The organism is Nocardia rhamnosiphila NBRC 108938 (assembly GCF_000720425.1).
Lineage (GTDB): Bacteria > Actinomycetota > Actinomycetes > Mycobacteriales > Mycobacteriaceae > Nocardia > Nocardia rhamnosiphila.
In genome coordinates this window covers 1,715,860-1,730,722 of the sequence record NZ_JOAJ01000001.1, presented here as the reverse complement: position 1 = coordinate 1,730,722, position 14,863 = coordinate 1,715,860, and the positions used below count along the sequence as shown (strand labels likewise).

14 protein-coding genes are annotated in these 14,863 nt (G+C 68.3%); 10 read left to right on the top strand and 4 right to left on the bottom strand.

The genetic code is table 11. The features are described 5' to 3' along the window. Nucleotides 1–37 precede the first annotated feature (37 nt). Nucleotides 38–535, bottom strand: coding sequence for a cupin domain-containing protein (locus IG75_RS0107915; protein ID WP_030520510.1), 498 nt, complete (start codon nt 533–535; stop codon nt 38–40). A 70-nt stretch (nt 536–605) separates the two neighbouring features. On the opposite strand from IG75_RS0107915, the gene IG75_RS0107910 reads away from it, so the two are divergent. After that, nucleotides 606–1,112, top strand: coding sequence for a MarR family winged helix-turn-helix transcriptional regulator (locus tag IG75_RS0107910; RefSeq protein WP_030520509.1), 507 nt, complete (start codon nt 606–608; stop codon nt 1,110–1,112). Between the two features lie 27 nt (nt 1,113–1,139). Here the strand turns inward: IG75_RS0107910 and IG75_RS0107905 are convergent, their stop codons facing one another. Beyond that, nucleotides 1,140–1,706 (bottom strand): TetR/AcrR family transcriptional regulator, encoded by a 567-nt coding sequence (locus tag IG75_RS0107905; protein ID WP_030520508.1) that lies wholly within the window; start codon nt 1,704–1,706, stop codon nt 1,140–1,142. 252 nt (nt 1,707–1,958) lie between these two features. Beyond that, complete coding sequence (locus IG75_RS0107900; RefSeq protein ID WP_030520507.1) at nt 1,959–4,793, bottom strand: aconitate hydratase; 2,835 nt, start codon at nt 4,791–4,793, stop codon at nt 1,959–1,961. Nucleotides 4,794–5,141: 348 nt separating this feature from the next. Between IG75_RS0107900 and IG75_RS0107895 the strand changes: the two genes are divergently transcribed. The 7 genes from IG75_RS0107895 (at nt 5,142) to IG75_RS0107860 (ending at nt 12,227) form a co-directional block, all read left to right on the top strand. Further along, nucleotides 5,142–5,741: an Rv1476 family membrane protein gene (locus tag IG75_RS0107895; protein WP_174561154.1), complete on the top strand. Its 600-nt coding sequence runs from the start codon at nt 5,142–5,144 to the stop codon at nt 5,739–5,741. Between the two features lie 369 nt (nt 5,742–6,110). Next, nucleotides 6,111–7,271 (top strand): chaperone MoxR1, encoded by a 1,161-nt coding sequence (moxR1, locus tag IG75_RS0107890; protein WP_036512284.1) that lies wholly within the window; start codon nt 6,111–6,113, stop codon nt 7,269–7,271. A 32-nt stretch (nt 7,272–7,303) separates the two neighbouring features. Continuing rightward, the gene (locus IG75_RS0107885) at nt 7,304–8,257 is read left to right on the top strand and encodes a DUF58 domain-containing protein (RefSeq protein WP_030520504.1); all 954 of its coding nucleotides are present in this window, start codon (nt 7,304–7,306) and stop codon (nt 8,255–8,257) included. Continuing rightward, nucleotides 8,254–9,255: a VWA domain-containing protein gene (locus IG75_RS0107880; protein WP_030520503.1), complete on the top strand. Its 1,002-nt coding sequence runs from the start codon at nt 8,254–8,256 to the stop codon at nt 9,253–9,255. The genes IG75_RS0107885 and IG75_RS0107880 overlap by 4 nt, the downstream gene beginning before the upstream one ends. Before the next feature lie 225 nt (nt 9,256–9,480). Continuing rightward, a complete protein-coding gene (fabG1, locus tag IG75_RS0107875) occupies nt 9,481–10,197 on the top strand; it encodes a 3-oxoacyl-ACP reductase FabG1 (protein WP_030520502.1) in 717 nt (238 codons plus the stop codon). Nucleotides 10,198–10,311: 114 nt separating this feature from the next. Then, nucleotides 10,312–11,145, top strand: a complete 834-nt coding sequence (gene inhA, locus IG75_RS0107865) for an NADH-dependent enoyl-ACP reductase InhA (protein ID WP_030520501.1) — start codon at nt 10,312–10,314, stop codon at nt 11,143–11,145. Between the two features lie 23 nt (nt 11,146–11,168). Further along, a complete protein-coding gene (locus IG75_RS0107860) occupies nt 11,169–12,227 on the top strand; it encodes a ferrochelatase (RefSeq protein ID WP_030520500.1) in 1,059 nt (352 codons plus the stop codon). A gap of 47 nt (nt 12,228–12,274) precedes the next feature. Here the strand turns inward: IG75_RS0107860 and IG75_RS0107855 are convergent, their stop codons facing one another. Then, nucleotides 12,275–13,060, bottom strand: a complete 786-nt coding sequence (locus IG75_RS0107855; protein ID WP_030520499.1) for a GTP-binding protein — start codon at nt 13,058–13,060, stop codon at nt 12,275–12,277. 106 nt (nt 13,061–13,166) lie between these two features. On the opposite strand from IG75_RS0107855, the gene IG75_RS0107850 reads away from it, so the two are divergent. Next, nucleotides 13,167–13,622, top strand: coding sequence for a Zn-ribbon domain-containing OB-fold protein (locus IG75_RS0107850; protein WP_030520498.1), 456 nt, complete (start codon nt 13,167–13,169; stop codon nt 13,620–13,622). Continuing rightward, nucleotides 13,606–14,808, top strand: a complete 1,203-nt coding sequence (locus tag IG75_RS0107845; RefSeq protein WP_030520497.1) for a lipid-transfer protein — start codon at nt 13,606–13,608, stop codon at nt 14,806–14,808. Before IG75_RS0107850 ends, IG75_RS0107845 begins: the two co-directional genes overlap by 17 nt. The last annotated feature ends 55 nt before the right edge of the window (nt 14,809–14,863 follow it).

Here is a 14,863-nt window from a genome sequence, read left to right as displayed (position 1 = left end):
CGGTGCGAACCCACCGCGGGGCAGGGTTGTTCCCGGTTCAGCGTCGCTGGGCGTTGCGCTCCTGCCACCATCGGGGCGCGTCGACGAAGTGGTTGTCGTATTCGTCCTGGGACGCGGCGAGTTCGTCCAGGGTGGCCTCGCCGCGCGCGATCCGCTCGAGCAGCCGGAAGTAACCGAAACGCTGGACGCCGGGCATGAGGGCGATCAGGATGCGCGCTCCGCTGTCGGGGGTGGCGCCGAAGGCGTGGACGGTCGTCTTCGGGACGACGGCGACGCCGCCCGCGCCGACGGTGAGGATCCGGTCCCCGGTCATGAGCTGCAGTTCGCCGTCGGCGACGTAGAAGAGCTCGTCGGACAGGGTGTGGAAGTGCGGTGTCGCGCCGTCGGCGCCGCGGTCCATGGTGACCTCCAGGGTGCTCACCGTGCCGTGCGCCTCTTCGGCATCGACGAGCAGCCGCATGGTGACCGATTCGGTACGCAGTGTCTCGGCATCGCCGGGCTGCCGGATCGCGGCGGGTTTCGGGGTGGCGGGCATGGTCGCTCCTTGTGATTCGCTGCCATATAGTTCGGTGCCTAACTATATGGCAGCGAATAGAATCTTGTCCATGACCGAATCCGGATCCGATGCGATCGATGCGATCGAACGACAGTGGCGGCGAGAACGCCCCGACCTCGATCTGGCGGCGATGGCGGTGTTCGGCCGCCTCGGGCGGCTCGCCGTGGTCGCCGAACGCGCGATCGAGACGGTTTTCTTCGCCCACGGCCTGCGGCGCGGCGAATTCGACGTCCTGGCCGCGCTGCGGCGATCCGGTGCGCCCTTCGAACTCAACCCGTCCGCGCTGGCCGACACCCTGATGCTGTCGCGGGCGGGTATGACGGGCCGCCTCGACCGGCTGGAGTCGGCGGGTTATGTGCGGCGGATCGCGGACGCGGAGGACCGCCGGGCGGTCCGCGTCGCGCTCACGGACGCGGGCCGGGAACTGGTCGATACGGTGGTCACCGAGCACACCGCGAACGAGACGCGGATGCTGTCGGCCCTGACCGTGGCCGAACGCGGCGAACTGGACCGGATCGCCGGCAAACTGCTCGCCGCACTGGAATCCGGGGACTGAGCGGGGCGCGGCCCCGTGCCGGCACGCTCAGGGGCGGCGGCGTACCGAAGCCTCCACCAGATCCAACACGGCGGTGAGGTTTTCGTTGGTGTGGCCCGAGGCGATCCGGGCGATGAGCCCGTCCAGCACCAGATCGAGATAGCCCAGCAGGACATCGGTGGGCACATCGTCGCGCAGGGCACCGGCCGCCTTACGCCGCTCCAGGCGGGCCAGGGTGGCCGCGGTCAGCTCCGCCGAACGCTGGGTCCAGCCGGCGCGGAACTCCGGGTCGGTGCGCAGCCGCCGGGCGATCTCGAGCCGGGTGCCCAGCCAGTTGTACTCCTGTGGGTCGGCGAGCATATCCCGCATCACCTGCACCAGACCCTGATTGGCCGCCACCTCGGCCATACGCTCGGCATCCTCCTGGGCGAGGGCGAAGAAGAGCGCGTCCTTGTCCCGGAAATGATGGAAGATCGCACCGCGGGACAGGCCGATGGCATCTTCCAGGCGCCGGACGGTGGCGCCGTCGTACCCGAACTCGGCGAAGCAGCGGCGGGCGCCGTCGAGTATCTGTGAACGCCGGGCAGCCAGATGATCGTCGCTGACCTTGGGCATCGTGCTCCTTCAACGGATATACGAACCCCGCGCGGCGGATTCACCGCGCGGGGCCATCAGATTACGAGCGAACGAACAAGTGACGTGCCGACGCCTCGCCCCGGTCGGGAGCGAGTCCTACGAGCTGCGCCCGTCTCGTCGGTGCGGACCCGTGGTGGACGCGCCGAAGGCGCGAGTCCCGGGTCCGCACCGACGAGAGCTCGAGGGCGCGACCACGCGCCGCCGGAGGCGGCGCCGTGCAACACAGCGTGATCAGGACCTGATCATGTTCCGCAGCACATACTGCAGAATGCCGCCGTTGCGGTAGTAATCGGCTTCACCGGGGGTGTCGATCCGGACCACCGCGTCGAACTGGATCGTCGAGCCGTCGTCCTTGGTCGCGGTGACGTGCACGGTGGACGGCGTGGTGCCCGCGTTGAGCTCCTCGATACCCGCGATATCGAAGACCTCGGTACCCGTGAGACCCAGCGACTTCGCCGATTCGCCCTGCGGGAACTGCAGCGGGATCACACCCATGCCGATCAGGTTCGAGCGGTGGATGCGCTCGAACGATTCCACGATCACGGCGCGCACACCCAGCAGACGGGTGCCCTTGGCGGCCCAGTCGCGGGAGGAGCCGGAACCGTACTCCTTACCGCCCAGCACGACCAGCGGGATACCGGCCTTCTGGTAGTTCTGCGAGGCGTCGTAGATGAACGCCTGCGGCGCGCCCTCCTGGGTGAAGTCGCGGGTGTAACCGCCCGAGACGTCGTCGAGGAGCTGGTTGCGCAGCCGGATGTTGGCGAAGGTGCCGCGGATCATCACCTCGTGATTACCGCGCCGCGAGCCCAGGGAGTTGTAGTCCTTACGCGCCACGCCGTGCGCGTCGAGGTAATCGGCCGCCGGGGTGCCCGGCTTGATGGCGCCGGCCGGGGAGATGTGGTCGGTGGTGACCGAATCGCCCAGCAGGGCCAGCACGCGCGCGCCCTTGATATCGGTGACCGGCTCCGGCTCCATGCCCATACCGTCGAAGTAGGGCGCTTTGCGGACGTAGGTGGAATCGTCGCTCCACTCGAAGGTGTTGCCCTCCGGGGTGGGCAGGCTGCGCCACCGCTCGTCGCCCTTGAAGACATCGGCGTAGGACTTGGTGAACATCTCCTGGCTGATCGCCGATTTGATGGTGTCGTCGATCTCCTGGGCCGAGGGCCAGATGTCCTTCAGGAACACCGGGTTGCCCTGGGGATCCTGGCCCAGCGCGTCGTTCTCGAAATCGAAGTCCATGGTCCCGGCGAGCGCGTAGGCGATGACCAACGGCGGCGAGGCCAGGTAGTTCATCTTGACGTCGGGGGAGATGCGGCCCTCGAAGTTGCGGTTACCGGACAACACCGCGGTGACGGTGAGATCGTTGTCGTTGACCGCCTTGGAGATCTCCTCCGGAAGTGGGCCGGTGTTGCCGATGCAGGTGGTGCAGCCGTAACCGCCCAGGTAGAAGCCGAGCTTCTCCAGGTACGGCCACAGGCCGGCCTTCTCGTAGTAATCGGTGACGACCTGCGAACCAGGGGCCATATTGGTCTTGACCCACGGCTTGCTGGACAGACCCTTCTCGACCGCGTTACGGGCCAGCAGTGCCGCGCCGATCATGACCGACGGGTTCGAGGTGTTGGTGCAGGAGGTGATACCCGCGACCGCGACCGCGCCGTGGTCGAGAATGAACTCGCCGCGCTCCTCGGAGACAACCCGCACGGGATTGGACGGCCGGCCTTCGGAGTTGAGCGCCGCGGACTGCACGCCGACAGAGCCGTGCGCCGCGGACTGCACGTCGACAGCGCCGTCGTCGGCGAAGGACAGCGTCGCCGGATCGGACGCCGGGAACGACTCCTCGACCGCTTCGTCCAGCTGTGAATGCGGCGTGGGGTGCTGATCTCGCACGTAGTTGTAGATGTCCTTGCGGAACGCGATCTTCGACTCGTCCAGCGCGATACGGTCCTGCGGGCGCTTCGGACCGGCGATGGAGGGCACCACGGTGCTCAGGTCGAGCTCGAGGTACTCCGAGTAGACGGGTTCGGCGGCCGGATCGTGCCACATGCCCTGTTCCTTGGCGTAGGCCTCGACGAGCGCCAGCTGCTCCTCGGTGCGGCCGGTCAGGCGCAGGTAGTTGATGGTCTCCTCGTCGATCGGGAAGATCGCCGCGGTGGAGCCGAACTCGGGGCTCATATTGCCCAGAGTGGCGCGGTTGGCCAGCGGGACCTCGGCGACACCCTGGCCGTAGAACTCGACGAACTTGCCGACCACACCGTGCTTGCGCAGCATATCGGTGACGGTGAGCACCACGTCGGTGGCGGTGACGCCCGGCTTGATCTCACCGGTGAGCTTGAAACCGACCACGCGCGGGATCAGCATGGAGACCGGCTGGCCCAGCATGGCGGCCTCGGCCTCGATACCGCCGACACCCCAGCCCAGCACACCCAGGCCGTTGACCATGGTGGTGTGCGAGTCGGTGCCGACGCAGGTGTCGGGGTAGGCCTGGCCGTTGCGGACCATGACGGTGCGCGCCAGGTATTCGATGTTCACCTGGTGCACGATGCCGGTGCCCGGGGGAACGACCTTGAAATCGTCGAACGCGCCCTGACCCCAGCGCAGGAACTGGTAGCGCTCGCCGTTGCGCTCGTATTCGAGTTCGACATTGCGCTCGAAAGCGTCGGCGCGGCCGAAGACGTCGAGGATGAGCGAGTGGTCGATGACCATTTCGGCGGGGGAGAGCGGATTGACCTTCTCCGGGTCGCCGCCGAGGGCCGAGACCGCCTCGCGCATGGTGGCGAGGTCGACCACGCAGGGCACGCCGGTGAAGTCCTGCATCACCACGCGGGCCGGGGTGAACTGGATCTCGATACTGGGCTGGGCGTTGGGATCCCAGTCCGCCAGCGCGCGGATATGGTCGGCGGTGATGTTCGCGCCGTCCTCGGTGCGCAGCAGGTTCTCGGCGAGAACTTTCAGTGCGTACGGGAGTTTCTCGGTGCCGGGTACGGCCGAGAGCCGGAAGATCTCGTAGGAGTTGCTTCCGACCTCGAGGTTGCCCTTGGCGCCGAAAGTATCGATACTTTTCGTCACGTCAGCTCCACTTGTCGGGTGTGCGGACGCCGTCGGCGGGGCTGTGCCGGCGGCGGTACGTCTCTGGCATGAGGTGCCGGCCCGGGAAGGCGCCGGTTCCCCGCGGTTCCCAACCCTAACAGTACGCTTGTCCTATGAAAATCGCGGGGCGGTATGTCGAGGCGGTCGGGCGGCGCGCCCGCCGTCGGGCGTGCCGGGTGTCGGGTAACCGCTCACGCGTCGCGTAATCTCCTCTCGAGCTGGTCCGAGTTAGCCGGGCGGTACCGACGGGTACCCCGGCTGTTCGTGCCAGTAGCGGATTCCCCGTCGCGTCGTCGGACGATGCGGCTCGACCAGACCGGATGGAAGATGACCGTCACCCACACCTCGGCCTTCTCCCTCAAGGCCACCAAACTGCCGGACGGGTTCGATTCGAAGACCCTCGAAGAGGTTCGGACCGATCTCGCCGACAATGGAGTGGCCACGCCAGCGGGCGACGATCAGAGTGAACTGGCCGCCATCGTGGCCGATGCGCGGGCGCACGGCATCGATCTGAGCGTCGTCGTGCTCGACGGCAATCCGGGGCACGACTCCGAACTGCGCGATCTCGCCACGGAGGTGGCCGGATTCCAGCACGGCACCGTCGCGGTCTTCAGCGACGACTGGATCGGCACCACCAGCGATTCGATCAGCCGGGTCCGGTTGGAGTGGGCCGAGGACAAATCCAAGTTCACCGGCGGAAAGACCGAACAAGCCGCCCAGACCCTGGTGCACCGCCTCGAGCAGACACCGACGGTGAGCTGGACCGAGATCACGATCGTGCTCCTGGCCGGTCTGGTGCTGACAGTGGGCGGTCTGTACTGGGTCAAGGCCCGCCGCGCGGGCGGGTCGCCGCCGCCCGTGGATGCCGCGCCGGGCCCGCGTACCCGGCGCACCGAAGATCCGGAGCTGGAACCGGCCGCACAGTAACCGCGGCCGCTCGCCCGGTATCGCCCCGGGCCGCCGCTCTCCCCGTCGTGCCGTGGCGACCCTCGGCGTCCCCCGGCGGCGTCGGCCGCTGGGGTGCCCGGGTGCCGCGCAACGAGGCCCGGTGCGCACCCCGGCTCGCGCCGGAGAGGTTTCGGCAACCGCTACGGCGGGCACCATGCCGTATCGGTACGTATGGTCGAACGGGAGTGGGTGACGGCGCCCGCTGTAACACCGGAAGCCCTGCCGGCCCCACCGGGAAACCGTCCGCGAACGACGGCGAATTTCCCGACAGTGGAGCCGGTTGCGGCATCCGCGGCCATCACCTGGAATAGTTGTGACAGCACGCACAGGACCAAGGCGAAAGCGGGGATGTTGGTGACTTCGACGGACGGTGTCAGCGGGGCAGATTTGGCGAAACAACCGCCGACGCCTGCTTCGAGCACCCTCGAGCGTGACGTCCAGACTCTCGAGAAGGCGATCTACGAGGTCAAGCGGGTCATCGTCGGGCAGGACCGGCTGGTCGAGCGGTTGCTCGTGGGGGTGCTCGCCAAGGGACACGTTCTGCTCGAGGGCGTCCCCGGTATTGCCAAGACGCTCGCGGTCGAGACCTTCGCCAAAGTCGTCGGCGGTTCGTTCTCCCGCGTCCAGTTCACCCCCGACCTGGTCCCGACCGACCTCGTGGGTACCCGCATCTACCGGCAGGGCCGCGAGGAGTTCGATACCGAACTCGGCCCCGTGGTCGCGAACTTCGTCCTCGCCGACGAGATCAACCGCGCCCCGGCCAAGGTGCAGTCGGCGCTGCTCGAGGTGATGGCCGAGCGGCACGTGTCGATCGGCGGCAAGACCTATCCGATGCCCGATCCGTTCCTGGTGATGGCCACCCAGAACCCGATCGAGAGCGAGGGCGTGTACCCGCTGCCCGAAGCGCAGCGTGACCGCTTCCTGTTCAAGGTGGTCGTCGACTACCCCTCGGTCGAGGAGGAGCGCGAGATCATCTACCGGATGGGTGTGACCCCGCCGGAACCGAACCGCATCCTGGAGCCGACCGAACTCATCCGCCTCCAGAAACTGGCCGCGAGCACCTTCGTGCACCACGCGCTGGTCGACTACGTGGTCCGGGTCATCTCCGCGACCCGCGCTCCGGCCGAATTCGGGATGCACGACGTGGCGAACTGGGTGGCCTACGGCGCCTCGCCGCGGGCCAGCCTCGGCATCATCGCCGCCGCCCGCGCCGTGGCGCTCATCCGCGGCCGTGACTATGTGGTCCCGCAGGACGTCATCGAGGTCGTACCGGACGTGCTGCGGCACCGGCTGGTGCTGTCCTACGACGCGCTCGCCGACGAGATCAGCCCGGAGGACGTGATCCAGCGGGTGTTGCAGACCGTCGGGCTCCCGCAGGTCGCGCCGCAGGCCGTGGCTCCTGGCGGCGCCCCGCCCGTCGCCGAGAACGGCAACCGGCCGCCCGCGCCGCCGCAGCAGTCTCCGGCGCCGCAGGTGCCGCAGACCGCCGGCACGAACCAGCCCCAGTGACCCGGCCGCCGGACCCCCGCGCCCGAGAGACCGTGCCCGACCCCCATGCCCCGCCGTCGTTCCGTTCGGGCGAGCTGACCGATCCGCATCTGACGGCTGCCCTGAAAACCCTGGAGCTCACCGTGCGCCGCCGCTTGGACGGCGTGCTGCACGGTGATCACCTCGGCCTGATCCCCGGCCCCGGTTCGGAACCGGGGGAGGCGCGGGCCTACCAGCCCGGTGACGACGTCCGGCAGATGGACTGGTCGGTGACCGCGCGGACCACCCACCCGCACGTCCGGCAGATGATCGCGGACCGGGAGCTGGAAACCTGGATGGTGGTGGATTTGTCCGCCAGCCTGGATTTCGGCACCGGTGCCTGCCAGAAACGCGATCTGGCGGTGGCCGCCGCGGCCGCGGTGACCCATCTGACGATGGGCGGCGGAAACCGGGTCGGCGCCGTGGTCGCGACCGGTGAGCAGATGCAGCGGATCCCCGCCCGCAGTGGCCGGGTCCACGCGCAGTCGCTGCTGCGCAGTATCGCCACCACTCCGCATCCGCGCGACGGAGTACGCGGTGATCTGCGCGGCGCCATCGAATCGTTGCGCCGGCCGCAGCGCAAACGCGGCCTGGCGGTCGTGATCAGTGATTTCCTCGGGGATATCGACTGGCAGCGGTCGCTGCGGGCCATCTCCGCGCGCCACGATCTGCTGGCCGTCGAGGTCCTCGATCCGCGCGATACCGAGCTACCGGATATGGGTGACGTGGTGCTGCACGATCCGGAGACCGGGCGGACCCGCGAGTTCACCGTCACCCCGCAATTGCGCGCCGATTACGCGGCCGCCGCACAGCGGCACCGGGACGAGGTCGAGCAGACCCTGCGCAGTTGCGGCGCCCCGGTGCTCACCCTGCAGACCGACCGGGACTGGATCGCCGATGTGGTCCGGTTCGTCTCCACCCGGCGCCACAGCCTCGGCGCCTCGACCCCGCGGGTGCCACGCCAGTGAGTATTTCGAATTTCGCCGCACCGATCTGGCTCGGATTTCTTGCTGTCGTTCTCCTGCTCGCGCTCGGCTATCTGCTGGTGCAGCGCAGCAAGCATCGCCGGATGCTGCGGTTCAGCAATATGGAGCAGCTCGAGAAAGTCGCTCCCAACCGGCCCAGTTTCTGGCGCCATCTGCCGATCGTGCTCGTGATCGTCGGCATGGTGTTCGCCACGATCGGCGCGGCCGGACCGACCGCCGAGAAGAAGGTGCCCCGTAACCGGGCGACCGTGGTGCTGGTCATGGACGTTTCGCTGTCCATGGAGGCCACCGACGTCTCGCCGAACCGGTTGCAGGTCGCGCAGGAAGCGGCCAAGAACTTCGCCGACGGTCTCACCCCGGGGATCAACCTGGGACTGGTGACCTACGCCGGTACCGCGTCGGTGCTCGTCTCGCCGACCACGGACCGGGGGTCGGTGAAGGCCGCCATCGACAACATCAAACTCGCCGAGCGGACCGCCACCGGTGAGGGAATCTTCACCGCCCTGCAGTCCATCGAGACCCTCGCCTCGGTCCTGGGCGGCTCCGAGACACCGCCGCCGGCCCGTATCGTGCTGATGTCCGACGGTAAACAGACCGTGCCCGATTTCGAGGACGTGGACAATCCGCGGCACGAATTCGTCGCCGCGCGGCTCGCGAAGACCAAGAAGATTCCGGTCTCGACGATCTCGTTCGGCACCAAATGGGGTGTGGTCGAGATCCCGCGTGAGGACGGCGGCACGGACCAGGTCGATGTGCCGGTGGACGACGAGGCGATGCAGGAGATCGCGCGATTGTCCGGCGGTGAGTTCTATACCGCCTCCAGCCTGCAGGAACTGTCCAGTGTCTACGACACCCTGGAGGAGCAGATCGGCTACGAGGTCACCCGGGGCGATGCCAGCCGTCCGTGGTGGCTGCTCGGCCTGCTGACCACGGTGGCCGGCGTGGTGGCGGCGTTGCTCCTGCGCCAGCGGCTGCCCTGACAGATCGGTGAGAAGCGCTGGTGGCGTGCGGATCCCGCCGAGATCCGCCCGGCCGGTGCACTGTCGCCGACGGCGGCGGGAATAAGTCGATATCGCGCTGCGGGCCGGGTGGAATCCGGCCCGCAGCGCTGTGTCCGCGTTGTACGACCTGCACAAGTTCCAGGGGGAAATCTCGGTGGACGTCCCATGAGAGCATCACCGAGGCAGCCAGGTAGGTTTGTCCCCATGTCGAACTTCACAGCACGCTCGGTCCTGGTGACCGGCGGTAACCGCGGGATCGGGCTCGCGGTGGCGCAGCGTCTGCACGCCGACGGTCACAAGGTGGCCGTCACCCATCGCGGTTCGGGCGCCCCCGAGGGCCTGCTCGGCGTGAAATGCGATGTCACCGACAGTGATTCGGTGGATCGGGCGTTCGCCGAGGTGGAGGCCGCGCACGGGCCGGTGGAAGTGCTGGTCGCCAATGCCGGGATCACCGATGACACGCTGCTCATGCGGATGAGCGAAGAGCAGTTCACCAAGGTGGTGGATGCCAATCTGGCCGGTGCCTTCCGGTGCGCCAAACGGGCCAACCGCGCGATGCTGCGGGCGCGCTGGGGCCGGATGATCTTCCTCGGCTCGGTCGTCGGGTTCTCCGGCCAGGCCGGGCAGATCAACTACGCGGCCTCGAAGGCCGGCGTGGTCGGTCTGGCCCGTTCCATCACCCGCGAGCTCGGCTCCCGGTCGATCACCGCCAACGTGGTCGCGCCCGGATTCATCGAGACCGATATGACGAAAGACCTGCCCGAGGACATGCGGGATATGGCGAAGAAGTTCATTCCGCTCCAGCGACTCGGTGCCCCCGAGGACGTCGCGGCGGTGGTCAGCTTCCTCGCCTCCGAGGACTCCGCCTACGTCTCGGGCGCGGTGATCCCGGTGGACGGCGGTATGGGTATGGGGCACTGACGCCCCGCATTCCTTCAGAACAGATCGAAAGCCGCGCCGATTCCGGGGTACCGGGTCGGCACCTCGACCGGGCGCGGCGGGATACGACACCACATTCAGGAGAATCGACAACTCATGGGCGGATTGCTCGAAGGCAAGACGATCCTCGTCACCGGCATCATCACCGATGCCTCCATCGCGTTCCACGCGGCGGCCATCGCGCAGAAGGAAGGGGCCAAGGTGATCATCACCGGCCTCACCGAGCGGTTGCGGCTGATCGACCGGATCGCCAAGCGGCTGCCGGAGGAGGTGCCGCCGGCCATCGGTCTCGACGTCACCAACGACGAGGACCTGCGCAAACTGCCCGATGAGATTCGCCGCCTGGCGCCCGAGGGGATCGACGGGGTCCTGCACTCGATCGCTTTCGCCCCCAAGACCCTGATGGGTCCCGACGCCCTGCCGTTCCTGGACGGCCCGAGCGCGGACGCGGCGAAATCGTTCGAGATCTCGGCGTGGAGCTACGCGGCGCTGGCCCGCGCGGTCCTGCCGGTGATGAACGAGCGCGGTTCGATCGTCGGTATGGATTTCGACCCCCGCACCGCCATGCCGTTCTACAACTGGATGGGTGTGGCCAAGGCCGCGCTGGAATCGGTGAACCGGTACGTGGCGCGTGAGGTCGGCTACGCGAAGAAGATCCGCTCCAACCTCATCGCGGCCGGCCCGGTCAAGACGCTGGCCGCCAAGGCGATCGCCGGGACCGCCACCGATGACGCGAAGCAGCTGAAGCAGCTCGACACCTACTGGGACGGCGCCTCACCGATCGGCTGGGACGGCGGCGCCGAAGTGGTCGGCAAATCGATCGTCGCGCTGCTGTCGGACTGGCTGCCCGCGACGACCGGTTCGATCATCTACGTCGACGGCGGCGCCAGCCACAACACCTGGTTCCCCGAGAACATGCCGCAGGACTGACGACCGGCCGGAGAGGAGACACCGTGGCCCGCGCGGCCGACGCACTGCTGCTGCTGTCCTTCGGAGGTCCGGAGGGACCCGACGAGGTGCTGCCGTTCCTGGAGAACGTGACCCGCGGCCGCGGTGTCCCCCCGGAACGGCTCGCCGAGGTCGCGCAACACTATCTACACTTCGGTGGGGTGTCGCCGATCAACGCCCTCAACCGCGACATCATCGCCGCGGTGGAGCGGGAGCTGGCCGCCACCGGCCCGCGGCTACCGGTGTACTTCGGTAACCGCAACTGGCATCCGATGGTGGAGGACACGCTGGCGCGGATGACCGCGGACGGAGTCCGGTCGGCCCTCGTGTTCCCCACCTCCGCGTGGGGCGGCTACTCCGGTTGCCGGCAGTACGACGAGGACATCGCCCGGGCCCGCGCCGCGGTGGGCCCGGATGCCCCGGAGCTGGTGAAACTGCGCCAGTACTTCGATCATCCGCTCCTCGTGGCCGCCTTCTCCGACGCCGTACGCGCGGCGCGGGACACCCTGCCCGCCGCGCATCGAGCGGTCGCCCGGCTGGTCTTCACCGCGCATTCGGTGCCGGTGAGTGCCGATGCCGCGGCCGGGCCGCCGGCCGACGGCGGGCGCCTCTACAGCCGCCAGGTCGGAGAGACGGCCCGGTTGTGCGCCGCCGCAACGGGTTTCGACGATTACGACGTGGTCTGGCAATCGCGTTCGGGTCCGCCGCATATCCCGTGGCTGGAGCCGGATATCGTCGATCACCTGGAAACGCTGGCGGACAAGGGTTTCGAGTCCGTGATCGTCTGCCCGGTCGGTTTCGTCTCCGACCATCTCGAGGTGATCTGGGACCTGGACAACGAGGCGGCCGAGAAAGCCGGCGAGCTCGGCCTGTCCTTCGCGCGGGCGGCCACACCCGGGACCGATCCACGGTTCGCCGAGATGGTGGTGGAGTTGATCGGCGAACACGTCGGCGATGTCACACCGCGCAGGCTGGGCACGGTGCCGGGCTACGGGTGCACCACCGATGGCGCACCCTGCGCGGTCGACTGCTGCGCGCCACCGCGCCGCACTGCGGGTCGGTGAGCCCGCCGATGCCGTCGAGCGCCGGGCGTGCGTTCCGGCGGCATCCGTCAATAGTCGAGGGCGTGCTCCGGTTGGCAGACGAGCATGGGTGACGGCAGATAGCGGACGATGGCGTCCAGGAGTGCGGCGTTGTCGCCGCCGTGCCGGGCCGCGTCGCACAGCACCGGGACGGCCTCACCGATGCGCGTGACGGAGCGGATCCGGTCGTGCAACTGGTCGGCCGGAATCTTTCGTGGTCCAGGGCCGCCGTCCGGAGCCTCGCCGTCCTGATCCGTCACCGCGGTCACCAGATCGCGGTACCACTGCTCGGCGAGTTGCCAACGGCTGCCGTAGAATTCGGCGGCCATCGGTTCCAGCGCCCACATCGGGACCAGATCGATGACGCCGTCGAACCCGGGTCCGGCGCCGAGCGGGAGGTGCAGCGGCAGCGGCCGTGCGCCCCGCGTCTCGGCGATCGCGCGGACGCAGCGGTCGAAGTCGGCGGCGGGATGATCGAGTCCGGTCACCAGGCACAGTCGCGCCACCTGATGGTCGTCGGCGACCCGCAGGATCGTCTCGAATCGCGGGGCGCGCGCCGTCGCGGCGTTCAGGACCACGATCGCGCCGTCGGCCACCCGAATGGCTCGTTCCAGCTCCGCGATGGGCGCATGGCTCGACAGTTCGGCGACGCGGATCGTGTATTCGCCGCGGCCGGGCACCTGATGAACCATGGTGGCCGCGGGGGTCGCCCCGTGAACGCGAAGCAGGCGCCGGACCACCCGCGTCGTCTCGGCGGGCTCTCCGACGATCGTGACGTTTCGGATCGACTGCGGGTCGACGGCTCTGGTACCCATCGTGGTTCACGGTACCGCTGCCGATACGCCGGTGGAGGCGATTTCCGCCCAGAAAATGGAACGTGTTCTTGTTCAAAAATAGAACGTGTTCCTATAGTGTCGGATTGTGCAGAAGGAACAACGCCCGGCGGTACCGGACTGGTTCACCGCGGACGACGGCACGCCACGTCTGGTGGGAAGTCGCTGCGATGTGTGCGGCACACCGTATTTCCCACGGAACACACTGGCCTGCCGCAATCCGCAGTGCGCGAGTCCGAAGGACGGCTCGGAACTGGCCGAATACCTTTTTTCGACGCGGGGCCGGATCTGGTCCTACGCGGATGCCCGGTACAAGCCGCCCCCGCCGTATGTCTCATCCGATCCGTTCGAGCCCTACGTCGTCGCGGCGGTGGAGCTCGAGGTCGAGCGGATGGTGGTTCTCGGTCAGGTCGTGCGCGGCCTCACGGTGGACGACCTGGCCGTCGGAATGCCGGTGGAGCTCACCCTCGGGGTGCTGTACACGGACGAGGAAGCCGATCACACGGTATGGATGTGGAGGCCGGTCGATGACCGACAGGAATGATCGCGATATCGCCGTCCTCGGTGCCGGTATGCACCAGTGGGGCAAATGGGGCCGAAATTTCGTCGAATACGGGCTGGTCGCGGCCCGTGCGGCACTGGCGGACGCCGGTATCGACCACCGCGACGTCGGCTATATCGCCGGCGCGGATACGATCCGCAACGGCTACCCCGGGTTCGTGTCCGGGGCGACGTTCGCCCAGGCGCTGGGCTGGTCGGGCGCGCGGATCTCGAGCAGTTACGCCGCCTGCGCCTCCGGTGCGCAGGCCATTGCCAATGCCCGCGCCCAGATCCTGGCCGGGCTGACCGAGGTAGCGCTGGTGGTCGGTGCGGATGCGGCCCCCAAGGGTTTTTTCCAGCCCGTCGGTGGCGAACGCCGCGACGATCCGGACTGGTTGCGTTTCCACCTGCTCGGCGCCACCAACCCGATCTATTTCGCGCTCTACGCCCGCCGCCGGATGGCGCTGCACGGTGCCACGCTCGACGATTTCGCCGCGGTGAAGGTGAAGAACGCCAAGCACGGACTGAACAATCCGTACGCCCGCTATCGCAAAGAGGTCTCGGCCGAGGAGGTCGCGGCCTCGGCCGTCGTCTCCGACCCGCTGCGCCTGCTCGACATCTGTGCGACCAGCGACGGCGGCGCGGCACTGGTCCTGACGTCGGTGGACTACGCCCGTCGTCACGGAATCAGCGATCCGGTGCGTATCCGGGCCTTGTCGACGGTGACGCCCACGTTCCCGAAAACCGTCCTCGACCTGCCGGATTTCGCGACGGACTCGGCCGTGGCCGTCGAACCCCCGCCGCATACGTTCCGGTCCGCCCTCGCGCAGGCCGCGTACGAGGAAGCCGGCCTCGGACCCGCCGACCTGTCCTTCGCGGAGGTCTACGACCTCTCGACCGCGCTGGAGCTGGACTGGTACGAGGAGATCGGGCTCTGCGAGCCGGGCGGCGCCGAGGAACTGCTGCGCAGCGGCGCCACGACACTGGGCGGACGCGTGCCGGTGAACCCGAGTGGCGGGCTGGCCTGCTTCGGTGAGGCGATCCCCGCGCAGGCGATCGCTCAGGTCTGCGAGCTCACCTGGCAGCTGCGCGGGCAGGCCGACGACCGTCAGGTCGAGAACGCCCGGGCGGGTATCGCGGTGAATCAGGGCCTGTTCGGCCACGGGTCGGCGATCATCGCTTCTCGCTAACCTCGGCTCCGGGGCTCGGGGCGTGCGCGCTCCGAGCCCCGGTTCGGCCGTCATC